27 protein-coding genes and 1 riboswitch are annotated in these 24,836 nt (G+C 68.1%); of the genes, 6 read left to right on the top strand and 21 right to left on the bottom strand.

The window, feature by feature from the left end:
* Positions 1-43: 43 nt before the first annotated feature.
* From purD to B3Z70_RS14085, 3 genes are all read left to right on the top strand, one after another.
* Positions 44-1,318: a phosphoribosylamine--glycine ligase gene (gene purD, locus B3Z70_RS14095; protein WP_292045784.1), complete on the top strand. Its 1,275-nt coding sequence runs from the start codon at positions 44-46 to the stop codon at positions 1,316-1,318.
* A 91-nt stretch (positions 1,319-1,409) separates the two neighbouring features.
* Positions 1,410-1,925 (top strand): TSUP family transporter, encoded by a 516-nt coding sequence (locus B3Z70_RS14090; RefSeq protein ID WP_292020625.1) that lies wholly within the window; start codon positions 1,410-1,412, stop codon positions 1,923-1,925.
* Positions 1,907-2,077 carry a hypothetical protein gene (locus tag B3Z70_RS14085; RefSeq protein WP_292020624.1) on the top strand — a complete coding sequence of 57 codons (171 nt, stop codon included), beginning with the start codon at positions 1,907-1,909 and terminating at the stop codon, positions 2,075-2,077. The genes B3Z70_RS14090 and B3Z70_RS14085 overlap by 19 nt, the downstream gene beginning before the upstream one ends.
* A gap of 166 nt (positions 2,078-2,243) precedes the next feature.
* Here the strand turns inward: B3Z70_RS14085 and B3Z70_RS14080 are convergent, their stop codons facing one another.
* From B3Z70_RS14080 to B3Z70_RS14070, 3 genes are all read right to left on the bottom strand, one after another.
* On the bottom strand, positions 2,244-3,209 hold the full coding sequence (locus B3Z70_RS14080) for a hypothetical protein (RefSeq protein ID WP_292020622.1): 966 nt from the start codon (positions 3,207-3,209) through the stop codon (positions 2,244-2,246).
* Positions 3,210-3,299: 90 nt separating this feature from the next.
* Positions 3,300-3,992 (bottom strand): murein L,D-transpeptidase catalytic domain family protein, encoded by a 693-nt coding sequence (locus B3Z70_RS14075; RefSeq protein WP_292045783.1) that lies wholly within the window; start codon positions 3,990-3,992, stop codon positions 3,300-3,302.
* Positions 3,968-4,153: a hypothetical protein gene (locus tag B3Z70_RS14070; protein WP_292020633.1), complete on the bottom strand. Its 186-nt coding sequence runs from the start codon at positions 4,151-4,153 to the stop codon at positions 3,968-3,970. The genes B3Z70_RS14075 and B3Z70_RS14070 overlap by 25 nt, the downstream gene beginning before the upstream one ends.
* Between B3Z70_RS14070 and B3Z70_RS14065 the strand changes: the two genes are divergently transcribed.
* Positions 4,107-5,432, top strand: coding sequence for a metal-dependent hydrolase family protein (locus B3Z70_RS14065; protein ID WP_292020621.1), 1,326 nt, complete (start codon positions 4,107-4,109; stop codon positions 5,430-5,432). The two genes, B3Z70_RS14070 and B3Z70_RS14065, sit on opposite strands and share 47 nt — an antisense overlap.
* Here the strand turns inward: B3Z70_RS14065 and lpxK are convergent.
* The 5 genes from lpxK to B3Z70_RS14040 form a co-directional block, all read right to left on the bottom strand.
* Positions 5,417-6,433: a tetraacyldisaccharide 4'-kinase gene (gene lpxK / locus B3Z70_RS14060; RefSeq protein WP_292020630.1), complete on the bottom strand. Its 1,017-nt coding sequence runs from the start codon at positions 6,431-6,433 to the stop codon at positions 5,417-5,419. The two genes, B3Z70_RS14065 and lpxK, sit on opposite strands and share 16 nt — an antisense overlap.
* Positions 6,430-7,725 carry a 3-deoxy-D-manno-octulosonic acid transferase gene (locus B3Z70_RS14055; RefSeq protein ID WP_292045782.1) on the bottom strand — a complete coding sequence of 432 codons (1,296 nt, stop codon included), beginning with the start codon at positions 7,723-7,725 and terminating at the stop codon, positions 6,430-6,432. The genes lpxK and B3Z70_RS14055 overlap by 4 nt, the downstream gene beginning before the upstream one ends.
* A complete protein-coding gene (locus B3Z70_RS14050; protein ID WP_292022746.1) occupies positions 7,722-8,405 on the bottom strand; it encodes a lysophospholipid acyltransferase family protein in 684 nt (227 codons plus the stop codon). The genes B3Z70_RS14055 and B3Z70_RS14050 overlap by 4 nt, the downstream gene beginning before the upstream one ends.
* A gap of 178 nt (positions 8,406-8,583) precedes the next feature.
* Positions 8,584-10,422 (bottom strand): ABC transporter ATP-binding protein, encoded by a 1,839-nt coding sequence (locus B3Z70_RS14045; RefSeq protein ID WP_292022745.1) that lies wholly within the window; start codon positions 10,420-10,422, stop codon positions 8,584-8,586.
* 31 nt (positions 10,423-10,453) lie between these two features.
* Positions 10,454-10,975 (bottom strand): hypothetical protein, encoded by a 522-nt coding sequence (locus B3Z70_RS14040; protein WP_292022743.1) that lies wholly within the window; start codon positions 10,973-10,975, stop codon positions 10,454-10,456.
* Between the two features lie 98 nt (positions 10,976-11,073).
* Positions 11,074-11,217, top strand: a riboswitch (FMN riboswitch).
* Between the two features lie 98 nt (positions 11,218-11,315).
* Here B3Z70_RS14040 and B3Z70_RS14035 point away from each other — a divergent pair.
* Both B3Z70_RS14035 and B3Z70_RS14030 read left to right on the top strand, forming a co-directional pair.
* A complete protein-coding gene (locus B3Z70_RS14035) occupies positions 11,316-12,281 on the top strand; it encodes a DMT family transporter (protein ID WP_292022741.1) in 966 nt (321 codons plus the stop codon).
* Between the two features lie 31 nt (positions 12,282-12,312).
* A complete protein-coding gene (locus B3Z70_RS14030; protein WP_292022739.1) occupies positions 12,313-12,978 on the top strand; it encodes a fused DSP-PTPase phosphatase/NAD kinase-like protein in 666 nt (221 codons plus the stop codon).
* Positions 12,979-13,138: 160 nt separating this feature from the next.
* Here the strand turns inward: B3Z70_RS14030 and B3Z70_RS14025 are convergent, their stop codons facing one another.
* The 13 genes from B3Z70_RS14025 to B3Z70_RS13965 all read right to left on the bottom strand — a co-directional run bounded on the left by B3Z70_RS14025 (position 13,139) and on the right by B3Z70_RS13965 (position 24,731).
* Positions 13,139-13,345, bottom strand: a complete 207-nt coding sequence (locus B3Z70_RS14025) for a hypothetical protein (protein ID WP_292022737.1) — start codon at positions 13,343-13,345, stop codon at positions 13,139-13,141.
* Positions 13,346-13,412: 67 nt separating this feature from the next.
* Positions 13,413-13,655, bottom strand: a complete 243-nt coding sequence (locus tag B3Z70_RS14020) for a DUF4170 domain-containing protein (protein ID WP_248118852.1) — start codon at positions 13,653-13,655, stop codon at positions 13,413-13,415.
* Positions 13,656-13,749: 94 nt separating this feature from the next.
* Entirely contained in the window at positions 13,750-14,559 is an 810-nt protein-coding gene (locus B3Z70_RS14015) for a 3'(2'),5'-bisphosphate nucleotidase CysQ (protein ID WP_292022735.1), read from the bottom strand.
* On the bottom strand, positions 14,556-15,911 hold the full coding sequence (locus tag B3Z70_RS14010; RefSeq protein WP_292045781.1) for a TldD/PmbA family protein: 1,356 nt from the start codon (positions 15,909-15,911) through the stop codon (positions 14,556-14,558). Before B3Z70_RS14010 ends, B3Z70_RS14015 begins: the two co-directional genes overlap by 4 nt.
* A gap of 232 nt (positions 15,912-16,143) precedes the next feature.
* A complete protein-coding gene (locus B3Z70_RS14005) occupies positions 16,144-16,551 on the bottom strand; it encodes an MAPEG family protein (RefSeq protein ID WP_292021668.1) in 408 nt (135 codons plus the stop codon).
* A gap of 3 nt (positions 16,552-16,554) precedes the next feature.
* Positions 16,555-18,324: a M14 family metallopeptidase gene (locus B3Z70_RS14000; protein ID WP_409410580.1), complete on the bottom strand. Its 1,770-nt coding sequence runs from the start codon at positions 18,322-18,324 to the stop codon at positions 16,555-16,557.
* 186 nt (positions 18,325-18,510) lie between these two features.
* Complete coding sequence (locus tag B3Z70_RS13995) at positions 18,511-19,440, bottom strand: DUF3829 domain-containing protein (protein ID WP_292021664.1); 930 nt, start codon at positions 19,438-19,440, stop codon at positions 18,511-18,513.
* Between the two features lie 129 nt (positions 19,441-19,569).
* Complete coding sequence (locus B3Z70_RS13990) at positions 19,570-21,099, bottom strand: UbiD family decarboxylase (protein WP_292021662.1); 1,530 nt, start codon at positions 21,097-21,099, stop codon at positions 19,570-19,572.
* Between the two features lie 10 nt (positions 21,100-21,109).
* Complete coding sequence (locus tag B3Z70_RS13985; RefSeq protein ID WP_292021660.1) at positions 21,110-21,772, bottom strand: Pr6Pr family membrane protein; 663 nt, start codon at positions 21,770-21,772, stop codon at positions 21,110-21,112.
* A gap of 18 nt (positions 21,773-21,790) precedes the next feature.
* Positions 21,791-22,633 carry an aldo/keto reductase gene (locus tag B3Z70_RS13980; protein WP_292021658.1) on the bottom strand — a complete coding sequence of 281 codons (843 nt, stop codon included), beginning with the start codon at positions 22,631-22,633 and terminating at the stop codon, positions 21,791-21,793.
* Positions 22,634-22,703: 70 nt separating this feature from the next.
* On the bottom strand, positions 22,704-23,597 hold the full coding sequence (locus B3Z70_RS13975; protein WP_292021655.1) for a serine aminopeptidase domain-containing protein: 894 nt from the start codon (positions 23,595-23,597) through the stop codon (positions 22,704-22,706).
* A gap of 67 nt (positions 23,598-23,664) precedes the next feature.
* Positions 23,665-24,006 (bottom strand): MmcQ/YjbR family DNA-binding protein, encoded by a 342-nt coding sequence (locus tag B3Z70_RS13970; RefSeq protein ID WP_292021653.1) that lies wholly within the window; start codon positions 24,004-24,006, stop codon positions 23,665-23,667.
* Entirely contained in the window at positions 24,003-24,731 is a 729-nt protein-coding gene (locus B3Z70_RS13965) for an SPFH domain-containing protein (protein WP_292021652.1), read from the bottom strand. Before B3Z70_RS13965 ends, B3Z70_RS13970 begins: the two co-directional genes overlap by 4 nt.
* Between the last annotated feature and the right edge of the window lie 105 nt (positions 24,732-24,836).

Below are 24,836 nucleotides of genomic sequence, written 5' to 3'. Positions count from 1 at the left end.
CGGCGCTTGACCGGCCCGCGCGGGACGGTCATTGCCCGGTCTCATGAACATTCTTCTCGTCGGATCGGGCGGCCGCGAACACGCCCTGGCCTGGAAGATCGCCCAGTCGCCGCTGGTCAAACGCCTGGTCGCCGCGCCCGGCAATCCGGGCATCGAGAAGCTGTGCGAGCTTCGCGCCGTCAAGGCCGACGACGCCGAGGGGCTGGCGGCCCTGGCCCGCGAAATCCGCGCCGATCTGGTGGTGGTGGGGCCGGAGGTGGCGCTGGCCGCCGGTCTGGCCGACCGTCTGGCCGCGGCGGGCATCTCCTGTTTCGGGCCCACGGCCAAGGCCGCGCAGTTGGAGACGTCCAAGGCCTTCTCCAAGGCCTTCCTGGCGCGGCACGGCATTCCCACGGCGGGCTACGGCGTCCATGAGACGGTCGCGGACGCCAAGGCGGCGTTGAACGCCTTCCGTCCCCCCTATGTCATCAAGGCCGACGGTCTGGCCGCCGGCAAGGGCGTGGCCATCAGCCCCGACCGCCCTGACGCCGAGGCCGAGATCGAGCGAATGCTGGGCGGCCGGTTCGGCGCCGCCGGCGCCCGCGTCGTGATCGAGGAGTTCATGGACGGCGAGGAAGGCTCGCTGTTCGCTCTGTGCGATGGAAAGCAGGCCCTGCTGTTCGGCGGCGCCCAGGACCACAAGCGCGCCTTCGACGGCGACCTGGGGCCGAACACCGGCGGCATGGGCGCCTATTCGCCCGCGCCCGTCTTCACACCCGATCTGGTGCGGCAGGCCGACGCACTGATCGTCCAGCCGACCATCCGCCACATGGCCGAGGAGGGCGCTCCCTATCGCGGCGTGCTCTACGCCGGACTGATGGCGACCGACGAAGGCCCCAAGGTGGTCGAGTTCAACGCCCGCTTCGGCGACCCTGAATGCCAGGTGCTGATGATGCGGTTCGCCGGCGACATCGTGCCCTATCTGCTGGGATGCGCGCGCGGCGACGTGTCGGGTCTGCCGGCGCCGGCCTTCAAGCCCCAGACGGTGATCTGCGTGGTCATGGCGGCCAAGGGCTATCCCGACAGCCCGCTGGAAGGCTCGATCATTCGCGGCGCCGATCAGGACTTCGGCCCCCACGTCCAGGTCTTCCACGCGGGCACCAGACGCCGCGACGACGGCCAACTGTGCGCCTCGGGCGGGCGGGTGCTGAACGTCTGCGCCGAGGGCGACGACATCGCCCAGGCCCGCGAACGCGCCTACGCCGCCATCAAGCAGATCGACTGGCCCGGCGGCTTCAACCGCTCCGACATCGGCTGGCGGGCGCTGGAGCGCGAATAGGCCTGAGGCGGGCCGAGTGAGAACACTGCATGGTTAAACTGGCCCCGAGATCATCGCCCTGTTGTGCCTTGCGGCCGTGGCGGCGGGGTTCGTGGACGATATTGCGGCCATCGCCACCAACAAGGTGCAGTCCAGTTTCGGCACGGCGTCAGCGACCTGGAGCTGCTGGCGGGCGGGTCGGATCAATTTCGGCCTTCTGAAATGGCCGCTGGCGTCGACCCTGGGCGGTGCGGGGCTGGGCGCCTTCGCCGTCACCATTGTCTATACGCGCTGGCGGATGGTGTTGTTGCCGGTCCTTCAGATCGCCATCGCCCTTTATTTCCTGTTCGGGCCCAAGGCTAGCGACGAGGACGCCCACGCGCGCCTGACGCCCCTGGCCTACAGCACCGTGGCGGGGGGCATCGATTTCTATGACGGCTTCTTCCGCCCCGGCGCCGGCTCCTTTTTCGTCTTGAGGCTGGTCACACTGGTGGGGATGGGTCTGACGTGGGCGACCGCCAACATCAAGGCCCTGAACCTGATGAGCAATGTGCTGTCGGTGGTGGTTCTGGCGCGGGCGGCCATGTGCTGTGGCTGCAGGGCGGCGCAATGGCCGTGGGTCAGGTGATCGGCGGACGTCTGGGCGCCCATTCAGCCATGCGGTTCGGACGGCGGCTGATCCGCCCGCTCTTGGTCGTGATCTCGCTGGGCATGGTGGCAACGCTGCTTTCCGACCCGGCCAACCCCTCGGGGATCATGATCTTGGGCTGGTTCGGCTAGGTCTGGTCTATCGATCTTCAGTCCGTCATTCCGGGGCTTAGCGAAGCGAGGAACCCGGAGCTCAGGGCTGCGGCGCCGGATTGCGAGCCTTCTGGGTTCCGGGTTCGTCTTATGAACTCCCTTGGAAGGACGGTTTGGAGTTGGATGTCGATTAGCCCAGGCGGGATTACGGCTGCGGAAGCGCCTCGTCGTCAGTCGATGAGCGAAGGTGTTGGCGCGTTCTCTGAATAGAGGCGATGATTTCGCCGTTCCCGGCCCGCGTGTTCTGGCGCGTTCTTTGAGCCTTGTAGAGACCTTTCAGGTAGGCGTTATCCCAGCTCGTCAGTCCCATTGTCGTTTCGGGAGCGTCGAACAGGTTGAGAATTGACGCATAGGGGCTTGTGTCTGCCTGAGGGTCGATCTGAGCAAAAGTGATCATGGCGATATAATCGGCTAGCTGCTGAGCGGATAAGCCGGACGTCTGTCTTGTGTCGATCAGAATCACTGTTCGGAAGATATTGTCGACGATCTGCGAGGAAAGACGCGAGGCGGCGAATACCGGGATGATGGGAGCATAATCAAAAGCGTCACTGCAGTCGTCGCTGCACTCGCCAGGGATACGAACCGCGCGTTGTCCGGTGCTGGAATCGATCGGCATAGCCTGTTGCCACCATCTGACAGGATGTTCGGAAGATTGAAACGCCCTGAGAGCCGCCGCGCCGCGATCCATGCCGGATCCGCCTGTGCGAAACGCGCGCAGACGCGTGCGGACAAGTTCCGTCGCCAATGCGGACGGTTCGTTGGTTGCAATGATCAGGACATTCGGGCGGCATCCGGGAAGTCCCGGCGACAACCCAAGGTCTTCGGCCACCGTCGAAACTCTATCGACGATGTACTGCGCCGCCTCATGTTGAAGATTGGCCGCGCCGATGCAGACCGCGTTGTCCCAGCGCGCGATGCCCCGATCGGGATTGGGAGCCGCGACTTCATTGACAAAGTCTCGTATTAGTCTGTCGGGACTTTTGCCGACGACATCGATATCTTCCAACCGAACGGGCTCTTGAACTTCACCCCTGGAAACCCGGTCTGACGGAGACTGTGGTGTGGGATCTTGGCCGATCGCCAATATCGCAGCAAGAATGATCGTCAGCATGGCGTCCCCCACAGTGAGGCTGTGACGGTATTCCCGCTTTACGAGACAGTCAAACCATCAGGGCGCGAGCTCAAGTCCGCTTGGAAAACCCTACGCCGCCGCGAACAGCAGCCGGCCTTCGCCCATGCGTTCGCGCAAGGCAGGCAGGTCGGTGTGGGCGACCGAGAAACAGCCGTAGCTGCGGCCCAGCTTGCCTTCGCGCGCCAGGAAGTCCGGGTCGGCGTAGTCGGCGCCGTGAATGATGATGGCCCGCTCGCGCGCCCTGTCGTTCGAATATTCCAGCCCGTCAAGCAGCACGTTCGGCCCCTGCTGCGCGCCCCAGTTGGCCCCGGCGGTGGCGTAGGCGCCGACCGAGGACATGTTGGAATCCGGCGTGTTGGAGAACCGCTGGGCATAGCCGGTGTGCGCCGGATCGGAGCCGCGACCGTGGCAGGTGCGCAGGACCTTGACCTCGCCGGCGACCAGATCGACCTCGTACAGCCGCTCTTCGCCCGAGAACTTCTTGAAATCGACCAGATACATCCGGTCGCGCAGCGGCAGGTGGCGGTGATGGGTGTCCAGCGCGGTCATGGCGCGCTCCATCAGCTCCTTGCGGACGTGGCCGCGCGGATCCAGCGGCGGCGGCGTCAAGGAGGCGGTCTGGATGGTCGGCAGACCGGCCTGCGGCGGCGCGACAGGGGACAGGGTCTGAGCCGTGGTCAGCGGCGCCGTGGCGCTCGCGCTGGCGCATCCCGCCAGCATGGCCGAACCACCCAGAATCAGCCCTCGTCTCGATAGCCGCATGCGACGCCCTCGTTGCGGTTGGTCTTGGAGCGTGGTTGTTTCAAAAGGTTACGGGCGAGGCAACCTGAGCCTTGTGGGGCATTTTTGCGGCCGACGCGCCGGGGGGAGACATCGATGAAGCGTTTCGGAATCGCATTGGCGGCGCTGATGGCGTCGGCCATGAGCGCGCACGCCCAGCAAACCCCCACGGGGGTTGGGGTTTCGTCGCAACCCACGACAACGTTCGTCGAGGCCGGAAGGTTGCTGGCCGACCCGTCGAACGGCGTTGTGCAGCGCGATAAAACTCTCGTGATCAGAGGGAACCAGGTCATCGACGTGCGCGACGGCTTCGTCGGCGATACGTCGCAAGGCAAGGTTCTCGACCTGCGACAAGCCTTCGTCCTGCCCGGCCTGATCGACAGCCACGTCCATCTGACCAGCCAGCAGAACCCGAACGGGCGGCTGGAACAGGTCACGCTTTCCGACGCGGACCGGGCCATGGTCGGCGCCCGTTACGCCCGGCGCACCCTGATGGCGGGCTTCACGACCGTGGCGGACCTGGGCGCCGGCAACGAGGCCATCTTCGCCCTGAGAAACGCTGTCAGGAACGGCGACGTGCCGGGACCGCGCATCATCGCGGCCGGATCGTCGGTCTCGATCCACGGCGGTCACGGCGACATCAACGGCTATCGCGACGACATCATGCACCTGCTGTCGTCCGAGAGCATCTGTTCGGGCCCCGAGGACTGCATGCGCGCGGTCCGCACCCAGGTTCGCGCCGGGGCCGACATCATCAAGATCACCGCGACGGGCGGCGTCCTGTCCAACACCGCCGCCGGCCTGAACCAGCAGTTCAGCGATCCCGAGCTGGCCGCCATCGTCGACAGCGCCCACCGCATGGGCCGCCAGGTCACGGCGCACGCCCACGGCGTGGACGGCATCAACGCCTTCCTGCGGGCGGGCGGCGATTCCATCGAGCACGGCACCTATCTGGACGACCAGTCGATCCGCCTGTTCAAGTCGAACGGCGCCTGGCTGATCCCGACCCTGCTGGCCGGCGATTTCGTGGCCCGCATCGCCTCTGGGCCCGACAACTTCTTCACCCCGGCCCAGACGGCCAAGGCGCTGGAGGCCGGGCCCAAGATGCTGGAAATGGCGCGGCGCGCGCACGAGGGGGGTGTGAAGATCGCTTTCGGCACCGATAGCGGCGTCTCGGCCCACGGCGACAACGCCCAGGAGTTCGCGCTTCTGGTCCGCGCCGGCCTGAGCCCGCTTGAGGCGATCCAGGCCGCCACCGTCGGCGCCGCCGAACACCTGCGGATATCGAACGAGGCGGGCAGGATCGCACCCGGAATGCCCGCCGACATCGTCGCCGTCTCGGGCGATCCGCTGGCGGACGTGACCGAGCTGGAGCGGATGAAGTTCGTGATGAAGTCCGGCGTCGTCTATCGCGCCGACTGAATCCGGTCGTTCAGGAAGGCGGTGAAGGCCGCCTGATCCTGGAACCGCGCGACGACCGGCCAGGCCGTCACGTTCTTGCGCTGGTCGGGCGTCAGACGCACCCAGTCCTTTTCCGTCGTGACCAGGCCGGCGTCGAATACGGCCGCGCGGTCGGTCAGGAACCTCATGTTTTCGGCGCTGTAGGCCGCATGGTCGGGGAAGGGAACGAAGTCCGCCAGGTCGCAGCCCGCCGCCTTCAGCGACCGTTCGACCTTCCACGGCTTGGCGATGCCGGCGAACCCGACCTGAGGGCCGGACGGCGGCGGCCCCTCGGGCGTCAGGCGGGCGACGAAGACGGGCAGGGCGCCGAACACCGCCAGCAGTTCGGGATCGGCGGCCTCCACATCGGTCGGCAGCATCACCACCACGGCGTCGGCCCGCGCCAGGCCGGCCTTCAAGGGCTCGCGCATCGGGCCGGAAGGAAAGACCGAGCCGTCCCCGAACGGCCATTCGTCGCCGCGCGTCTCGCCGTCCACGACGATCAGGCTGACGGTCTTCTTCAACGCCGGGTTCTGATGGCCGTCGTCCAGCACCAGGGCCTGGGCGCCGGCCGCGACGGCGGCCCTGGCGCCCGCCACGCGATCGCGCGCGATCCAGACCGGCGATCCTTGCGCCAGCATCAAGGGCTCGTCGCCGACCTCGGCGGCCGTATGCGCCGCCGGATCGACCTGGATCGGCCCCTCCAGCCGCCCGCCATAGCCGCGCGACAGGCCCTGCGCCTGCACGCCGGCCGCCCGAAGCAGGCGCAGAATCTCGCGCGCGACCGGCGTCTTGCCCGATCCGCCGACCGTCAGATTGCCGACCGAGACGACGGCGCAGCCCGGATCGACCGGCGCGGCCCGGGCGATGCGCCGCGCGGTGACGCCGGCCCACAGCCAGCCCAGGGGTTTCAGCGCGGTGCGGGTCATGCGCGCGTGGTTGCTGTCGCGCACATACCACCAGCGGGGGGTGTTCAGCTTCATCGTCTGGCCCGCGCCGGCGGGGGCGTCAGCGGCTGCAGCGCGGCCCACAGCCGTTCCAGCCCGCCGCCCGCCTCGGCGGCGGCGCGACGCGCCCGCTCGCCCATCGCCTTGGCCGCCGCCGGATCGGCCAGCAGCGGCGCGATGGCCGCCGCCAGGTCCGACGGCGCCTGCACCAGGGTCAGGCCGCCCGCGCTGCTCAGGGCCGCCGTCACCGGCGCCCAGTTCGAGGCGTCCGGCCCGGTGATCGCCGGCCGACCCAGCCGCGCCGGCTCCAGCGGATTGTGGCCCCCGACCGGCGGCAGGCCCAGCGCCGGGGCGAACGACCCGCCCATGACGACCACATCGGCCAGCCGCAGGAACAGGCCCATCTCGTTCAGCGTGTCGGCCAGATAGATGTCGGTGTCCGGCCCGATCGTCTGGCCGCGCGAACGCATGGCGAAGGTGTAGCCCTCGCGCGCCAGGGCCTGGGCGATATGCGGCCCGCGCTCGGGGTGGCGGGGCGTCAGGATCAGGCATGTCTGCTGGTCCAGACCGTCCAGGGCGCGAACGATGGCGATCTCCTCGCCTTCATGGGTGCTGGCGGCCACGATCACCGGCCGGTCGCCGATGGCGGCGGACAGGCGGCTGAAGGCGGCGGGGTCGTGCGGCAGGGCCTCGCCCGACAGTTTCAGGTTCACCAAGCCGTCGATGCGCGCGCCCATCGTCTCCAGCCGCCGCGCCGAGGCCGCGTCCTGGGGCAGGACCAGATCGAACGCGCCGGTCAGGGCGCGCGCGGAGGCCGGAAACCGCGCCCAGCCCTCGACCGTCTTTTCGGTCAGGCGCGCGCTGACCAGGGCCAGCCTGACCCCGCGCCGATGCGCCTCCAGCAGCAGATTGGGCCACAGTTCGCTCTCGACGAACACCGCCAGGGCCGGGCGCCAGTGATCCAGAAACCGCGCCACCACGCCCGGCGCATCGACCGGCGCATACTGATGGATCACCCCCGCCGGCAGCCGCTCGGCCAGAATCTGGGCCGAGGTCACGGTGCCCGAGGTCACCAGCACGGTCAGGTCGGGTCGCGCCTTCACGAACCGCTCGACCACGGGCAGCAGCGACAGGCTCTCGCCCACGCTGACGCCGTGCAGCCAGACCAGATCGCCGGCGGGGCGTTCGGCGCGGGTGAAGCCCATCCGCTCGTCCACCCGTACGGGGTCTTCCTTGCCCCGCCGCGCGCGTGCATCCAGCAGGCGCGGGGCCAGCGGCTCCAGCACACGGGTGGCCAGGCGATAGGCGATCAGGGGCAGGGGCGTCACGGCTTCAGGCCGGTGATTTCGTCGGCGCGGGCCTCGACCGCGTTCAGTCGCGCCGCCCAGTCCTGGCGCACACGGTCCAGATCGTCGCCGGTCGGATAGTCGGCGATGTCCCAGACGATGGCGCCCCTGGCGAAGGGCAGGGGCAGGATGGCGCCGTCCCAGCTGTTCAGCCGGATCGCCGGATGGCACGACATGCCAATGAACAGGGTCGGCGCCTTGGAGATCTTGGCCATCATCGGCAGGCCCTCGGCCATCTGGCGCGCCGGGCCGCGCGGGCCGTCGGGCGTGATGGCCAGGGCGCCGATCTTCAACTGACGCAGGCCGGCCCGCAGCGCCTGCGATCCGCCCTTGTCCCGGTCCGCCTTGTCCTTGTTCGACGACGACCCCCGGATGGCGGGGAACCCCTGGCGCGCCACGGCCTTGGCGATGAACTGACCGTCCGCCGACAGCGAGATCAGCGCCTTTGCCGGCTGGGCCCGGTTCAGCGGCCAGCAGGCCGGCGACAGGCCTATGCGCGAATGCCAGAAGGCGCACAACACCCCGCCGCCCCGGGCCCAGACCCCTTCGGCCACGCCCTGGTTCTCATAGGTCCAGCGCATGGTGGCGAAGCAGAACTGCATCCAATAGGCCAGGATGAACGACAGGGTCGCCTGGACGGCGGGTATGCGCAGAGGCCTCATATACCCGTCTCCGCAGAACGGAATCCGCCACACATAAAGCCCGTCATCCTAGGCCTTGTGCCTAGGATCCATAAACACAGGCGGCTGCCGCCTGGACGCCCCCGCTCGGCGCCGGGCGTATGGATCCTAGGCACAAGGCCTAGGATGACGGCGTTGAGAAGAGGGGCGGGAAGGACACTCACGCCACGGTCTCCACATTGACCGGGGCGCCGTCCAGCGACTGCTGGCGGGCCAGGCGGGCGTAGAGACCGCCCTGGGCGACCAGGGCGTCGTGCGACCCCTGTTCGACCACGCGCCCGGCCTCGATCACATAGATGCGGTCGGCGTTCTTCACGGTCGACAGGCGGTGGGCGATCATCAGGGTGGCGCGGCCCTGCATCAGCCGCTCCAGCGCCGCCTGGACCAGGGCCTCGCTCTCGGTGTCCAGCGCGCTGGTGGCCTCGTCCAGCAGCAGGATGGGGGCGTCTTTCACGAAGGCGCGGGCGATGGCGACGCGCTGGCGCTGACCGCCCGACAGGCGCAGGCCCGCCTCGCCCGCGCGGGTGTCGTAGCCTTGCGGCAGGGCGGTGATGAAGTCGTGGGCGGCGGCCGAACGGGCGGCCTCTTCGATCTGTTCCTGCGTCGCGCCCGGCCGGCCATAGGCGATGTTGGCGGCGATGGTGTCGTCGAACAGGAAGGGCTCCTGCGTCACCAGGGCGATATGGTCGCGCAGATCGTGGATGCGCAGCGCCCGCACGTCGCGCCCATTGATCGTCACCGCCCCGCCGGTCACGTCATAGAAGCGCGGCAGCAGGCTCAGGATCGTGCTCTTGCCCCCGCCCGACGGCCCGACCAAGGCTGCCGTCTCGCCCGGCGCGACCCGCAGGGACACCTGGTCCAGCGTTGGGGCGCCGCCCTCGCTCCTGGGCGCATAGGCGAAGGACACCCGGTCCAACACCACCTCGACCGGCCCGGTAGGCAGGGGGGCGGCTTCCGGCGCTTCACGGATTTCCGGCTCGATATCCAGCGCCGTGAACAGACGACGCGCGGCGGTGAATCCTTCGGCCATAACGGTCGCCAGATTGGTCACCTGACGCAGCGACTGGCCGGCCGCCAGCAGCATGGCGATGAAGGCGGCGAACCCGCCCACCGTCATGGCCCCCGACTGCGCCCGCCATCCGGCATAGGCGAGCACGGCGGCGACCACGACATAGGCCACCATGTCCGATGCGGGACCGGCGAAGGCGCGGGCGTTGGCGCCCTTGATGACGTGGCGCTGGCGGCGGGCGACGACTTCGGCGACGCGGGCCTCTTCGGCGGCTTCGCGGTTCTCGATCTTGATCAGCCGAACCCCGTCTATGTTCTCCATCAGGGCGGTGGACAGGTTTTCGGTTTCGGCCATGGCGCCGCGCGCGGCCTTGCGCGTCCGCTTGCCGAACCGCCGCAGCACCAGGGCCACCATCGGCACGCCCAGCAGCACCACCATCGCCAGTTGCCAGTCGTTGAAGAACATGAAGACGATCGTGCCGACCAGCATCAGCAGGTTCTGGGTGTAGGTTACCACGCCCGAGGTGAAGGCCTCACGCACCAGATTGGCGTCGAAAAGGACCGCCGAGACGAAGCCGCCCGAGTGCTGGCTGCGCAGACGCGCCAGGTCGGCGCGGATCATGCGACCGAACAGCCGCACCTGGATATCGCCGACGATGCTGTGGCCCAGCCGGTTGACCAGGGCTGCCTGCAAAAGGGCTGCACTGGTTCGGATCAGGGCCAGGGCCAGGATGGCGATGGGAATGGCGACCACCGCGTGTCCGGCCTGAATATGGATGTATCTGAACAGGGTGATCGGCTTGTCGCCGTCCAGAAACAGCGCGTTCACGGCGGGTTGCAGCAGTTGCAGCAGGGTGACGGTCAGCACACCGGTCACGGCCGCGCAGACGATGGCCGTGATCAGGGTCCAGCGGTGCTGGGACAGGTAGTCGCGCCAGATTCGCGCCAGCAGGACGCGCAGGGGCATGGTCTGGTCGACGGGTTCGCTCATCGGCCTTCGGTCGTCCGAGCCGCCCCTCAAGTCAAGGCTTGTCGGGCGACGGGACCAGCGGGCGGCCCGGTTCGTCGGCGCGGATGAGGGTTTCGCCCGGCGCATCGTCGATCTTGACGGCAGGGGCGACGGTCGGATTGCGGGCGTAGCGGCGACCGTCGAAGGGCACGGCGGCCTCGTAGGCTTCTGTGATCCCGCCGCCGGCGACCTGGACGCCCAGATCGCGCCGACCGTGGCTCTGGCGTTCCAGCAGGCGGATGGGGGCGCGCGCCACGCCGATCTCGCCGACCGACCGATAGGTCCGGCCCGCCCGGTCCAGCACCAGAAGCCGGCACCCGCCCGATCCGCACCAGTTCGGGCCGGTCAGATAGACCAGCATCGTCCGCCCGTCCGGCGTCAGGGCGGCGGCATATCGGGTCGTGTCCAGCGCGCCGTGCGCCCTGTGCCGCAGATAGGCGATCAGGACGGGGTCTTCGGGCGGAGGGGCCTGGGCTGCGGCGACGCTCGCCGTCAGCGACCCGGACAGGGCCAGGGCGGCGGCGATCATCGTCATCGGGAGCATTCGGTCGGACATGGAAATCCAACGCCCGAACGCCTGGGTGGTTGAACAGGCCGTGCGCCTTTTCTAACTAGGGGCTGCGGGTTCGCCCGCAGTGTTCTCAGGGCGGGGCGAAATTCCCCACCGGCGGTAAGGCGGCGACGCCAAGCCCGCGAGCGCTCTCCACGATTGGAGAGGTCAGCAGATCCGGTGCGATTCCGGGGCCGACGGTATAGTCCGGATGAAAGAGAACGGGACCAAACGCCTCGTCGGCGTTCGCCGCCCCTTGCCGGGCGGCGGGCCGGCGCGTCGTCGCCCGTAACCCTGAGGAAACTGGTTACGGAAAGGACGACCATTGAACCAGATTTCCTCGTCTAACCCCGGCGCCGCCTCCATGGGCGCGCTGCTGATGCTGTCGGCCAGCCTGGTGTTCGCGGCCGGCAACACGCTTCAGTCGATCCTGCCGCAGCAGTTCGGCATGAGCTCTACCGGCATGGCCTTCTGGCAATATCTGATCGCCTCGGTGCTGATGGCGCCGGTGGTGATGCGGATCGGGCTGGGCAAGCTGAAGACCCGCCATCCGCTGGCGCACCAGGGCCGCGCCTTCGCCTCGGCGCTGGGCGTGCATGTGTTCGTGTACGGCTTCGCCTCGGGCGTGCCGATCTGGCAGATGGTGACGCTGCTGGCCACCGGGCCGCTGTTCGTCATCGTCGGCTCGACGCTGTTCCTGGGCGAGCGGGTATCCGGCGCCCGGCTCGGCGCGGCTTTGGCCGGTTTCGTCGGCGCGGTGGTGGTGTCGGGCGTCGGGGCCGAACGTCTGGACTGGCCCGCGCTGACGCCGATCCTGGCGGCCGCCCTGTGGGCCGCGACCGACGTCCTGACCAAGGCCCTGGCGCGCGAGGAGACGGCCGAGACCCTGACGGTGTCGCTGCTGGTCCTGATCACGCCCAACCATCTGGCCATTCTATTGCTGGCCAACGCCTTCGCCTTCGTCCTGCCGGCTGGCGTGGCGACGGGCCTGCCGTTCGCCCTGCCGCAAGGATCGGGGCTGCTGCTTCTGCTGGCCCTGGGCGGGCTGACGGCGGCGGCGCAGTATCTGCTGGCCTCGGCCTACAAGCGGGCGGATGCGGCCTATCTCCAGCCGTTCGCGGACCTGAAGGCGCCGCTGGCCGGCCTGATCGGCTGGTCGCTGCTGGGCCAGACGCCGTCGCCGTGGTTCTGGCACGGGGCGGCCCTGATCGTCGCCGCCTCGGTCTTCATCTTCTGGATTGAGAACCGCGCCCCGCAGACGCGCGCGGCCCCGGCGGTCGGCGGAGGATGACGCGGCGGCCCCGGACCGCTATCTGGCCCCCATGTCGCGTTTCGATCTCACCACCGCCTGGGGCCGGTTCAAGGCCCATTGGCACTATTTCTGGGCGGACCATGCGTTTCTGCGCGTGGCCTTTTCCAACGCCCACTGGCTGGGACCGGACCTGGTGCGCACCAACCAGCCGTCGCCGCGCCAGCTGGCCGGATGGAAGGCCAGGGGGATCAAGACCGTCATTAACCTGCGCGGCGAGCGGGACGAGGGCTATTACTGGCTGGAGAAGGACGCCTGCGACCGGCTGGGCCTGACCCTGATCCACGCCCCGCTGGATTCGCGCGATCCGCCGCAACCCGACCGCATCCACCGCGCCCGCGACCTGTTCAGGACCATCGAATATCCGGTGCTGATCCACTGCAAGTCGGGCGCGGACCGGGCGGGGATGATGGCGGTCTTCTATCGCCACTTCCATCTGGGCGAGCCGATCTCGGTCGCCATGAGCCAGCTGTCCAAGAAATACCTGCACTCGCGCGAGGGGCTGACGGGGGTGCTGGACTATACGCTGGAGAAATATGTCGCCGAGGTCGAACCGAGGGGGATCAGCTTCATCGACTGGATCGACAGCCCCGACTACGACCCCCAGGCGATCCGGGCCGAGTTCACGGCCGGCTGGTGGGGCACGCTGCTGACCGACAAACTGCTGCGGCGGGAGTAGGAGAGGGGGCTTCTTGAGCCGTCATTCCGGGGAGGCCGCAGGACGAACCCGGAACCCAGGGATGCGGTTCCTGCGTCAACCCGTTTCGGGCGTCCAGCACATCCCCCTGGGTTCCGGGTTCTTCGCTGCGCTTAGCCCCGGAAAGACGACGGTGGTGGGATCAGCCCCAAGGGCCTGTCTTCGGCGCGTCGGGATCGCTCTTACGCGCCTCGGCGGCCAGTTCGGCGTCGCGTCGGGCCTTGCGGTCGGCCTCCCACTTCTTGAACCAGCGGGCGTAGTTGATGTGGCCGCGCAGCGAAAAACTGAACAGCGCCAGCACGGCCAGCAGGCTGACCAGCTGGAAAATCTGTTGCGGCTCCAGGTTCATCGTCGTCCTCGCATACAGATTGAACGTCGGATCGGGGCGTCGGTTCGGACGCCCCGATGTCGCAGGATCAGGCGTCGCCGCGCGGGTCGATCAGCTTGTGGGCGTGCAGGATGAAATAGCGCATGTGGGCGTTGTCCACGGTGGCCTGGGCGCGGGCCTTCCAGGCCTTCTTGGCCTCGTCATAGCTGCCGAAGGCGCCGACGAACTCGACCTGCGACAGGTCGCGGAAGGTCGGCTCGCCCAGGTGACGCAACTCGCCGCCGATGACGATGTGCAGAAGCTGGGGCGGAACGGTGTTTTGATCGGTCATCGACAATCCAGGCATTGGGGGAGGGGGCTTTGCGCGCGCAATAGGCCGAGAACGGTCTCGGATCAATGTCGGGCGGGGTTTTTCCACCCCCGGCCTAGGTCGAAAACGGCACGTTTTTACAGCGCTGCACGATCATCGGCTGGATCAGCGGGGCGGCGCAGACCAGGCTGGCCTGGCGCGGATCGGGGCGGTTGAAGGCCCAGGGCCGGCCCTGGTGATCGCTGACCCTGGCCCCCGCCTCGGTGGCGATCAACCAGCCGGCGGCGACGTCCCAGTCCCATTTGGGCGTCAGGGCCAGGGCGGCGTCGAAGGCGCCCGACGCCACCAGCGCCATGCGATAGGCCAGGGCGTTGCGCTTCGAGAACCGCATCGCCGGCCACGGTTCGTCGAACCAGGGCGCCTCGATCAACCGCGCGTCGCCCAGAATCGAGGCGTCATCCAGCGTCGCCACGTCCGAGGCCGTGATGATGCGGTCGTTGCGCCGCGCCCCGCCGCCGCGCACGGCGACATAGGTCTCGTCCACCTCGGGCGCATGGATGACGGCGGCGACGACTTGGCCGTCCTCGACCACGGCGATGGGCACGCACCACCATGGGGTCCGCTTCATATAGGCCACCGTGCCGTCGATGGGATCGACCGCGAAGATGCGCCGTTTCGACAGACGATCCGGCGAATCCGCCGTCTCCTCCGACAGCCAGCCATAGTCGGGCCGCGCCGTCATCAGCCTGTCCTTCAGCATGGCGTCCACCTTCAGGTCGCCGCTGGTGACGGGCGAACCGCCGGGCTTGGACTCGATCTTCAGCCCCGCCTCGCGCTCGGCGATGGCCAGGGCGCCCGCGTCGATGGCGGCCTGGCGGATCAGGTCGAGGTCGGCGGCCCAATCTTGTGGCGAGATGTCCGTCATTTGCCGGCGATGGCCACCGCGTCGAACATCAGGCTGGGCACGTTGAACCCGCCCCGGAACTCCAGGTCCGAGCCGCGCTGGATGCGCAGGTAAAGGTCGGTCAGCTTGCCGGCCACGGTCACTTCGCTGACCGGATAGGCGACCGCGCCGTTCTCGAACCAGAAGCCCGACACCCCGGCGGACCAGTCGCCCGTATTGCCGTTCAGCGACGGCCCGAACATCGACGTCACCAACAGGCCGGTCCCGGCATCCGCCATCAGGCCCGCCAGATCGCGCTCGCCCGGCTCCATGTGCAGATTGTGGGTCGAGACGCCGGATGGCCCGGCCAGGCCCCGCGACGCATGGCCGGTCGTCTCCAGACCCAGTTGCCGCGCCGATGCGCTGTTCAGCAGCCAGGTCGTCAGGACGCCGTCGTCGAACAGGGCGCGCCGCTCGACCGCCACGCCTTCGTCGTCGAACGGGGTCGATCCCATGCCGCGCGGGCGGAACGGATCGTCGATCAGGGTGACGCCCGGCGCGAACACCCGCTGGCCCAGCCGGTCCTTCAGGAAGGAGGTGCCGCGCGCGATCGACGGGCCGGATATGGCCCCCAGCGCTGGCGAAACGATCTGGCCGGCCATGCGATTGTCGAAGATGACCGGGGCGGTGGTCGAGGCGATCTTCCTCGGCCCCACGCGGGCCGCCGCGCGCTCGCCGGCGGTGCGCCCGATGTGTTCGGCGCCCGGCAGGTCGGACAGGTGTCGGGTCGACCGGCTTTCGCCGCCACGCTCCATGGCCCCGTCCTTTTCGGCGATGACGCCGACACCCAGCGAGAAGGCCGACCCCTCGTAGGCGCCGTCGAACCCGTGCGACGTGACCAGCCGCCAGCGGCTGGACGACCAGGAGGCGTGACCGCCCTCTGACCGCGCCACGCCGGTCACGGCCAGGGCGGCGGCCTCGGCCTCGGCGGCGGCGGCTTCCAGCGCCTCGGCGCTGCGTTCGCTGGCGTCGAACAGGTCTAGGTCGGGCAGGGGGCCGCGCGCCAGACGATCCTGCGGCGCCAGGCCGGCATTGGGGTCTTCGGGCGCCAATCGCGCCATGGCCACGGCCCGCTCGACCAGCCGCGCCTGCGTCGCCGGCGACAGGTCGGACGCCGACACCGACGCCTGACGCTGGCCGACGAAGACCCTCAGCCCCAGGTCGCGCGATTCCTCGCGCTCGACGTCTTCCAGCCCGCCGTTGCGCACCCCCACCGACAGGGACCGGCGGTCGGCGCTGACCGCCTCGGCCGCGTCGGCGCCGGCCTTCAGCGCCGCCTTGACGATGTCGTTGAGAAGATCGGTGGAAACGGGCGCAGCCAGGGTCTCGGTCATGCCCCGATATGGCGGACGCCCTGCTGCACCGCAACCGGCCTAGGGCTAATCGACATTCAGCCCTAAACCGTCATTCCGGGGCGTCCATAGGACGAACCCGGAACCCAGGAGGCTCGCTATCCGGCGCCGACTACGTCCAGCAACGGCGCCGCAGCCCTGGGTTCCGGGTTCTTCGCTTCGCTCAGCCCCGGAATGACGATCTGAGATTCCACCGGCTGAATGTCGATTGAACCTAGACGACGGCGAAGGCGATCAGCCCCACGGCGGCCGTCAACAGCGCCACCCAGGTCAGCAGCATCCCCACCACCCGGCCCAGCGACGGCCCGGTCTGGAACAGCAGGCCCAGCGCATGGCAGATCCGCCCGATCAGCAGGGTCGCGCCGACGCCATGCACCATCCAGGCGGGCGCGCCCACGGCGGCCAGCAACAGCATGGCGATCATGCCGGGCGTCGCATATTCCACCAGATTGCCGAAGGCCCGGCTGGCGGCCATCAGGTCGGCGTTGCCGCCGTCTCCCAGCGAAACCATGTGCTTGCGTCGTCCGCTGACCACGACGCCCGACAGCACCAGCATCATCAGGATCAGCAGGCCGCTCCACAAGGCGGCGGCCTGGATGGCGAGCATAAGGGGCGTCGTCATCGATCAGTCCTCACGCCCGACGGGATAGAGCAGATAGCGCTCGTCATAGAAGGGCGTGCGTTCATAGAACCAGGCCAGACGCGCCTGCGGATCGGCCGCGAAGGCGGGCTCGGCGGCCAGTTTGGCCTCGAACGCGGTCTTAAGCGCCGGGTCCGCCGCCAGCATCTTCTCGGCCAGGGGCGCAATGGCGTAGGCCTCGATATATTCGACGCGGCTCATGACCTCGGGGAACATCCCCCAGGCGAAGAAGCTCTCGCTGGACTGCGGCTCCAGCAGCAGCACGACGATGTCGCCCAGCGGCTGGTCGGTCGGCACCCGCACCGAGCCGGGCGGATAGGTCCAGTCGCGTTTCTCCACCTCGACCGTCTTGACCGAGGCCTGGACGTGGCCCTCGTTGGCGCGCGTCGCCAGCTTGGGCTCGACCAGCCGCAGCATCGACAGGTTCACCGTGCGCGCCGCCGTCAGCGTCTCCATCTCGATCCCGTGCGCGCGCAGCCGCTCGATGATGTCGGTACGATAGCCCGGCACCCAATAGGCGGCTGGCCGGGTCAGGGTCAGCGTCGGCTTGGACCCATAGAAGGGCATCTGCCACAGGTCGGGATCGGGCCGGCCCAGCCAGCGGATTTCCTTCCGGCCCGAGGCGGGGCTGTCGTACATCTCGTACAGGATGCCCTTGAACGGCCGGGTGGAGGACGGCGTGTCGTCGGCCTCGAAGTTGGCGGGGATCTGGGCCGGGCGCAGCGCCCTGTCCTGATCGGTCGCGGCCCGCAGACCGGCGCCTTGGTCGGCCAGCAGACGCATCGCCGCCTCGATGAAGACATAGGTCCCCAACACCCGCTGTTCGTGCGGTTTCAGGCTGTGGTTTTCGATCAGTATGGTCGGCACGTGCGCCGCCGATCCCCAGCCGTTGGAGAACCGCTCGCCCAGGCCGCCGTCCGACAGGCCCTTCCTGGGATCGTCGTCGTCCAGGCCGAACACCAGTTCGCCGGGGATATGGCCCTCGCGTTCCAGCGCCGCGTTCATCGCGGGCTTGAACACCGAATCCAGCCAGGCCGAGCCGTTGGGCGAGCGGCTGAACGCCCCGTCCTCGCCGTTGAAGCCGTAGGTGACGTCGTACTGGTAATCCATGCCGTCGGTGACGTGGACATCCACATACAGGTCCGGCCGGTATTTCAGGATCAACCCACGCACGGCCCGCATCTCGGGCTGGTCCAGCTTCAGATAGTCGCGGTTCAGGTTCTGGTTGGTCGCCGTATTGCGCCAACCCTGGATGCGCGGCCCGCGCTGGTTGGGGCGGGAATAGGCGGATGCGCGCTCATGCCCATCCACGCTCAGGATCGGGATCAGGATCAGGTTGACCCGGTCCAGCAGGGCGTCCTTGCCGTAAAACGCGATGTCGCGCAGCAGCATCATGCCCGCGTCCTTGCCGTCGATCTCGCCGGGGTGGATGCCCGCCTGGATCATCAGCACCGGCTTGGCCGGATCGAAGGCGGCGCCATCCTTGGAGGCGATCACCGCATAGATGGGCCGCCCCTCGGGCGATGTGCCAAACTGTTCGATGCGGATCAGGTCGCTGGCCTGATCCAGCCGGTCGAACCAGGCGCGGGTGTCGGCGTAGTTGGGCGAAAAGTCATGGCCCGGATCGGCCTCGAACGCCGTCACCCACGGATCGCCGGCGTCGCGCAGCAGGGCCTTTGAGGCGCCGTTCCAGGCGGGAGCGGGCGGCAGGAACGCCTGATCCCAGGGGGCGGCGTTGGGAAGCGTCTGGGACATGGCGGGGCTCACGCTACAGGCAAGGGCGGCAAGGAAGGCCGAAACCAGAAGAGGGGACTGCATGGCCTTTCGTGAGCCGATTGGTCCGCCCTGACAAGGTTTCAACCGCCGCCGCGTCGCCCTGGGCGCGTCCGCCTTCGGATGGTGCGCCGCATCGCCAGTCGTTAGCGATGCGGCGCCTTGGGATCAGGCCGGCAGTTCGACGTCGCCCATGCGGTCGATGGCGTGATTGTAGTCGTCGACGATGCTTTCGCGCTCGTAGTCGGACTTGTTCTGCTTGTAGTCGCGCCAGGAACCGACCATCGAATCCAGGCGGTCCGCGATGGAGCTGAACTCCGACTTGTTCTTGGCGTCAGCCGCCATGGCCGCCTCGGCTTCGCGCACCTTGGCCGTCGCCGCGACCAGGCCGGGCAGCAGGCGGTCGGCCTCTTCCGGCTTGTCCTCCATCACGGCGGTTGTGAAGTGATCGGCCTTCTGCATGGCGTCGACCAGATTGGCCTCAGCCGCGTGGCCCGCCTTGTTCAGGGCGGTGATCTGGGCGGCGTTGCGGGCGCGCTGATACTCCGACAGGGCCGCGTCCAGTTCGCCGATCCCGCCGACGGCGCCCTGATAGGCCGTCATCACCGCCGGGTGCGCGGCCTTGGCCTTGGCCAGACCATCCTCGCGATAGGCGCGGGATTCGAAATAGGGATCCAGGGTCTTCCACTGGGCCAGCAGGGCCTCCAGTTGCGGAATCAGCTTGTCCACCGCCGCATCGGCCCGCTGGCTCTGCGCGCCGCCCGACAGGGCCTTGCCTTCCTTCAGCTTCTCGATGGCCTGTTCCAGCGTCGTGATGTTCTCGGGGAAGTAGATCGAACCGGTCGCGTCGGCCGACGGGATGTTCAGCTTTTGATATTTGTCGAAGTTCTCGGGCACGCCCCAGTTCTTGTCGATCAGCTTGTTGAAGGCGTCGGTGTAGAGGCCCAGCTTCTGCTGCGTCGCCTCATTGCCCGTGGCGGCGGCGATCGATTGCGGGCGGCCGTCCGTTTTCTTGCCGTCGCCCTGTCCGCAGGCCGCCAGGCCCATCGTCATCGCGCAGACCAAGGCCATGGCGCTAACCGCTGTCCGAGACTTCATGGATTTTCCCTTCCGTGATGGGGCGAAGGCTCAGCCTCCGCCGAAGTGGGAAGACAACGCCACGGTCAAGGTTGGGTTCTCAGGAAACGCCGCCGTCTTGCGATAAGTTCGCAAGTCCTTGAATGCGCTTCACTTCCAGATCGGCTTGCCGTCGCCGGGCAGACCCAGCCGGTCCCACATGTCGGAAACCCGCTCGATCACGGCGTCCTCCATTCGGATCTCCTCGCCCCATTCGCGCTTGGTCTCGGGCTCCCACTTATTGGTGGCGTCCAGACCGATCTTGGAGCCCAGGCCGCTCTCGGGCGAGGCGAAGTCCAGATAGTCGATGGGGGTGGATTCGATCAGGGTAATGTCGCGCGCCGGGTCCATCTTGGTCGAGATGGCCCACATGACGTCCTTCCAGTCGCGGGCGTCGATGTCGTCGTCCACGACGATGACCCATTTGGTGTACATGAACTGGCGCAGATAGCTCCAGACGCCCAGCATCACCCGCTTGGCGTGGCCCGGATAAGCCTTCTTCATCGACACCACGGCGATCCGATAGCTGCACCCCTCGGGCGGCAGCCAGAAGTCGACGATCTCGGGGAACTGCTGGCGCAGCAGGGGGATGAACACCTCGTTCAGCGCCTCGCCCAGCACGCTGGGCTCGTCCGGCGGACGCCCGGTGAAGGTGGTCAGATAGATGGGGTCCTTGCGCATGGTGATGGCGCTGACCTTGAAGACCGGGAATTTCTCGACCGAGTTGTAATAGCCGGTGTGGTCGCCGTAGGGGCCTTCGTCCTCGAACTCGTCCAGCAGGACATGGCCCTCCAGCACGATCTCGGCCTGGGCCGGGACCATCAGCGGCACGGTCTTGCACGGCACCAGTTCGGCCTTTGCGCCGCGCATCAGGCCGGCGAACTGATATTCCGACAGGGTGTCCGGCACCGGCGTCACGGCGGCCAGGATCGTGCCGGGATCGGCGCCCAGCACCACGGCGCAGGGCAGGGGCTCGCGCTTTCCGGCCTTCTTGTGCCGGGCGTAGTGCTGAGCGCCGCCGCGATGGGCCAGCCAGCGCATGATGGCCTTGTCCTTGCCCAGCACCTGCATCCGATAGATGCCCAGGTTGAAGTCGTCCTCGCGGTCGTCCGACGGCCCCTTGGTGACGACCAGACCCCAGGTGATCAGGGGCGCCGGTTCGCCGGGCCAGCATGACTGGACGGGCAGCGCCGTCAGGTCGATCTGTTCGCCCTTCAGCACCACCTCCTGGACCGGGGCCTTCTTCACCGTCTTGGGCCGCATCGACATGACGGTCTGCGCCAGCGGCAGCATCTCCATCGCGTCGCCCAGGCCGCGCGGCGGCGTCGGATTGCGCAGGAAGGCCAGCAGTTCCCCGACCTCGCGCAGCTCCGCCGTGGTGGTGCGCGCCTTGCCCTCCAGCGTCACCCCCATCGCCGCCCGCTTCACCGTGCCGAACAGATTGGCCAGGCAGGGGATGGGGCTGATCGTTCCGTCCGGCATCACCGGCTTTTCGAACAGCACCGCCGGGCCGCCGTTTCGCAGCAGCCGGGTCTGGATCTCGGTCATCTCCAGCACGGTCGACACCGGCTCGGACACCCGAACCAGTTCGCCGTCGGCTTCCAGTTGCTGGATGAAGTCACGCAGGGATTTGTAGGCCATGCGCGGTGGCTTAGGCGGCTCTCGGCCCGCTGTCACGCGCCGTTCGCCCGAACAGCCGGTCCAGCCCTACCAACGTCATCCCGACCAGCCAGAAGAAGACCAGCAGCCCGCCGAACACCGCGACCACCCGCCCCAGGCCCAGCGCATCCACATCCACGAACCCATAGGGCCACCAATGGGTCGCCATGCCGTGAACCAGCGTCCACCCGCCATAGATCAGCGGAAACGCCAGCCACTTCACCGGGTCGATCCAGCGCAGCCGACCCTTGGGCGTGAACCACAGCCAGTCCAGCACGAAGGCGACCGGCATCAGATAGTGCAGCACCAGATTGACCCCGTAGAGCAGGCCCTGCGGCCGCCAGTGCGGCGCGATCAGCAGGTGGTACACGACCCCGACCACGACGATGTACATGGCCACCGCCGCCCGCACGCCTTCGCTGGCGCTCCAGCGCGCCAGCCTGCGATCGGCGTCGATCAGCGGGCCGGTGAAGGCCAGGGCGACCAGGATGTTGGTCAGGATGGTGAAGAAGCTGAAATAGTTGACGGTCCGCTCGACCACGCTCCAGCCCTGGGTCGGGCCGACCATCAAGATATACTGCAGGATCAGGGTCGCCCAGCCGACGACCGCGAAGGTCGCCCGCCACAGTCGCGGCCGGTCCCTGTGCCTCAGCATCCGCGCCTCCGTCGTCGGTCAGGCGGCAGTCTTGTCCCATTCGAACGCCGGGTCCAGCCAGTCGCCTAGCCGTTCGCCGCGATCCAGGGCGTCCATCCGCTGCATCTCCTCGTCCGTCAGGGCGAAGTCGAAGATGTCAAAATTCTCGCGCGCCCGGCTTTCCTTGGTCGTGCGCGGAATGGCGATGATCCCGTGCTGGATCAGCCAGCGCAGCGTGATCTGACCGTTGGTCTTGCCATGCGCCTTGGCCAGTTCGCTGATCGTGGCGTCCTCGGCGATCTTGCCCTGGGCCAGCGGCGACCAGGCGGTGATCGACGACCCCAACTCGGCGGCGGTGGCGACCAGTTGGTCAATGCCCAGATAGGGGTGATGCTCGACCTGATCGGTCAGCAGCCGCGCCTTGGACAGCGCCTGCGCCTGACGGAATTCCCTGGACGGGAAGTTGGACAGGCCGATCGACTTGGTCAGCCCCTGGTCCCTGGCCTCGTTCAGGGCGCCCAGCGTCTCTTCGAACGACGGCGTGGTCTTGGGCCAGTGCAGCAGCAACAGGTCCGGCGTCGTCCCCAGGCTGTCGGCCGATTCCTTCGCCTGTTTCAGCAGGGCGTCATTGGTGAAATGCTCGACCCAGATCTTGGTCGTCAGGAAGATGTCGTCGCGCGCCACGCCGGAATCGACGATGCCCTGACCGACGGCCTTCTCGTTCTTGTAAATCCAGGCGGTGTCGATGTGGCGATAACCGATCCGCAGCGCCTCGGCGACCATGCGCCGCGCATCGTCCGGCTCCAGCTGCCAGGTGCCGAACCCCAGCAGCGGGATTTCGATTCCATCGACGGTGATCGTGGGTTGGTCGCCGTAGGCCATGCGCATCTCCTGCTGGGTCGTGTCGCCCGATATAGGTCCCGAACGCGGCTTCGCCACTGTTTCGCCTGTATTAATCCTGCGTCCCCGGTTCGACGGGGCGCGCACGTTCCGCCTCGAACCAGTCCAGGATGTCCTCCCACAAGGGCTCCATCCCCTTTCTGAACGCCCCCTCATGGCCGATGCGTTTGACGCCATAGTCTTCGGGCCGCCGCGTCAGGATTTCAGCCTGCGTTGCGGAATAGGCGGTCAGCAGGCGCGCGCCCGTCTTCGGCGGGGCGATGGGATCGTCGCTGAAGATCCACGACCGAATGGGCGCCGTCACCCGGTCGAACTGCTGCGGGTCCAGGGCGCCGTCGGCCAGTTCCTTCAGGAAATAGCTCGGCTTCAGGCACCACCGTTTCCAGGTCTGGAACACCCCGCGCGGCAGGTCGGTCCCGCGCCACAGCCTGCCGTTGCGGACATAGCCGTATTTGCCGAGATCGTGCGGACCCAGCACCAGCCAGAACATCAGCTCGAACGGGTTGTAGGTCCGGTGATGCCCGCCCCACCAGCCGCTGCCGACCGAGACGAAGGCGTGTCGGGCGATCTCGCCCTGGTTCGGCATGAAGCCGACGAAATGGCCCCCGACGCTGTGGCCGACATGAAAGACGGGCAGACCGGGCGCCGCCGCCTTCAACGCCTCCAGGGCCGCCGGCATGTCCAGCCGCCCCCAGTCAGTGTAATCCATCTGCATCGCCGCCAGATCCTCGGGCCGCGATCCGCCGATCCCGCGATAGTCATAGGTCAGGACCACCGCCCCACGCCCCGCCATCCAGCACGCGAACCGGCCGTAGAATCCGCGCGGAAACCCGGTCCCCGCCGACATCAGCACCGCCATCCGCGCCTCGGCGGGGCGAAACAGCGTCGCCTCCAGCGGCCAGCCGTCGCCGGAGTTGATGATGCGATCCTCGATCCCGACCGTCACGGCGCGCCCCAGCCTCTGTGTCCGTCCTTATTGAATACGGACCATGCCGGATTTCCGTCGCGTCAGGTCAAGCCTGATCGACGCCTTTCACCAGCCGTCCGGGCGCGACCTTGCGCCAGCGCCGTTCCATCATGGTCTTCAGCCAGACCGGATCGACCGTGGCGATGCGCGCCAGGACGATGGCGTGATCGCGATAATGGTCGGTGAAGTGAAAGGTCGCCGGCTCCATCTCGACCAGCAGGTCGCGTTCGTCGCGGTTGGCCAGATGCACCACGATGCTGTCGTCCAGCCGGGGCCGCAGCCAGGTCAGGAACTTGCCCGCCACCTTGAACGACGGCTCGCCATAGGATGTCCCGTCCTCCACGCCGGGAAAGGACAGCATCAGGGCGCGAACCTCCTCGTGGGTCATCGGCCTCGCTCGTCGCCGATGACGATGGTCGCGGCCTTGGCGTTCTCGGCCGTCTGCAGCAGCCGCAGCTGCGCCAGCTCGGGATTGTCCTTCAGCAGGCGCGCGGCGTTGGCCAGGGCGCGAAGCGCCGCCTGTTCGCTGCGGGCGCGTTCCAGCGCCGCCAGCCCATCCAGCCGCGCCCGTTCGACATCGCTCAGCAGCCGACGAATCTCGGGCGGCAGGGTGACGGCGGCGATCTCGACCCGCTCGATCCTTGCGGCGCCCACCGTGTCGCCCACATGGGCCGTCAGCATGTCCGCCGTCTCCGGCGCATGGGCTAGCAGGGCGTCCAGCGGCGTCTCGCCCGCCAGCCGGATCAGGGCCGACTGGACCGCCAGATCGAGGCGCGGCTCGACCGGCTCGCGCAGCGAAAGCTCGGCGTTCTCGATGCGGAACAGGACCGATGCGGTCAGGCGCAGGGGCATCCGTTCGGAAGACAGGACGTCCGCCCGGATCGACCGCACCTGCTGATCCAGGCTGATCGGAACCAGCATCAGGCGGCCGTGACCCTTCCACAGACGGTGAACCCCCGGCTCCAGCAGGCGGTCGAACACGCCATCGACATAGACGGCCGTCCGCTCCCAACGGTTGACCCGCACGCGCCGGAAGGCGTTCAGCAGGCCGATCACGCCGACCAGGATCACGATGGCCGTAAGGATTACGGCGTAGTCCGGCATCTCGCTCATTCTCGTCTCCTGCGACACAGACGCCCGGCGCCGTGGCGAAGGGGCGGGGGCGCGAAGCCCGCATGGCCCCTCCACGACTTGCCTTTCGGCCGGCGCCGGGCGTCC

The organism is Brevundimonas sp. UBA6550 (assembly GCF_002434505.1).
Lineage (GTDB): Bacteria > Pseudomonadota > Alphaproteobacteria > Caulobacterales > Caulobacteraceae > Brevundimonas.
The sequence above is the reverse complement of the archived record's forward strand: the minus strand, read 5'-3'. Positions and strand labels throughout refer to the sequence as shown.

Excerpts from the sequence above, each read along its gene's own strand:
- B3Z70_RS14020 (WP_248118852.1), bottom strand. The coding sequence starts at position 13,655 with ATGACCGATCAAAACACCGTTCCGCCCCAGCTTCTGCACATCGTCATC.
- B3Z70_RS13970 (WP_292021653.1), bottom strand. The coding sequence starts at position 24,006 with ATGACCCACGAGGAGGTTCGCGCCCTGATGCTGTCCTTTCCCGGCGTG.
- B3Z70_RS14040 (WP_292022743.1), bottom strand. The coding sequence starts at position 10,975 with ATGACGATGATCGCCGCCGCCCTGGCCCTGTCCGGGTCGCTGACGGCG.
- B3Z70_RS14025 (WP_292022737.1), bottom strand. The coding sequence starts at position 13,345 with ATGAACCTGGAGCCGCAACAGATTTTCCAGCTGGTCAGCCTGCTGGCC.
- B3Z70_RS13990 (WP_292021662.1), bottom strand. The coding sequence starts at position 21,099 with ATGGCCTACAAATCCCTGCGTGACTTCATCCAGCAACTGGAAGCCGAC.
- B3Z70_RS13995 (WP_292021664.1), bottom strand. The coding sequence starts at position 19,440 with ATGAAGTCTCGGACAGCGGTTAGCGCCATGGCCTTGGTCTGCGCGATG.
- B3Z70_RS13985 (WP_292021660.1), bottom strand. The coding sequence starts at position 21,772 with ATGCTGAGGCACAGGGACCGGCCGCGACTGTGGCGGGCGACCTTCGCG.
- B3Z70_RS14015 (WP_292022735.1), bottom strand. The coding sequence starts at position 14,559 with ATGACGGACATCTCGCCACAAGATTGGGCCGCCGACCTCGACCTGATC.
- B3Z70_RS14065 (WP_292020621.1), top strand. The coding sequence starts at position 4,107 with ATGAAGCGTTTCGGAATCGCATTGGCGGCGCTGATGGCGTCGGCCATG.
- B3Z70_RS14030 (WP_292022739.1), top strand. The coding sequence starts at position 12,313 with ATGTCGCGTTTCGATCTCACCACCGCCTGGGGCCGGTTCAAGGCCCAT.
- B3Z70_RS14070 (WP_292020633.1), bottom strand. The coding sequence starts at position 4,153 with ATGGCCGACGCCATCAGCGCCGCCAATGCGATTCCGAAACGCTTCATC.
- B3Z70_RS13980 (WP_292021658.1), bottom strand. The coding sequence starts at position 22,633 with ATGGCCTACGGCGACCAACCCACGATCACCGTCGATGGAATCGAAATC.
- B3Z70_RS14010 (WP_292045781.1), bottom strand. The coding sequence starts at position 15,911 with ATGACCGAGACCCTGGCTGCGCCCGTTTCCACCGATCTTCTCAACGAC.
- B3Z70_RS14050 (WP_292022746.1), bottom strand. The coding sequence starts at position 8,405 with ATGAGGCCTCTGCGCATACCCGCCGTCCAGGCGACCCTGTCGTTCATC.
- B3Z70_RS14045 (WP_292022745.1), bottom strand. The coding sequence starts at position 10,422 with ATGAGCGAACCCGTCGACCAGACCATGCCCCTGCGCGTCCTGCTGGCG.
- B3Z70_RS14085 (WP_292020624.1), top strand. The coding sequence starts at position 1,907 with ATGGCCGTGGGTCAGGTGATCGGCGGACGTCTGGGCGCCCATTCAGCC.
- purD (WP_292045784.1), top strand. The coding sequence starts at position 44 with ATGAACATTCTTCTCGTCGGATCGGGCGGCCGCGAACACGCCCTGGCC.
- B3Z70_RS14075 (WP_292045783.1), bottom strand. The coding sequence starts at position 3,992 with ATGCGGCTATCGAGACGAGGGCTGATTCTGGGTGGTTCGGCCATGCTG.
- B3Z70_RS14080 (WP_292020622.1), bottom strand. The coding sequence starts at position 3,209 with ATGCTGACGATCATTCTTGCTGCGATATTGGCGATCGGCCAAGATCCC.
- B3Z70_RS14000 (WP_409410580.1), bottom strand. The coding sequence starts at position 18,324 with ATGTCCCAGACGCTTCCCAACGCCGCCCCCTGGGATCAGGCGTTCCTG.
- B3Z70_RS14005 (WP_292021668.1), bottom strand. The coding sequence starts at position 16,551 with ATGACGACGCCCCTTATGCTCGCCATCCAGGCCGCCGCCTTGTGGAGC.
- lpxK (WP_292020630.1), bottom strand. The coding sequence starts at position 6,433 with ATGAAGCTGAACACCCCCCGCTGGTGGTATGTGCGCGACAGCAACCAC.
- B3Z70_RS13965 (WP_292021652.1), bottom strand. The coding sequence starts at position 24,731 with ATGAGCGAGATGCCGGACTACGCCGTAATCCTTACGGCCATCGTGATC.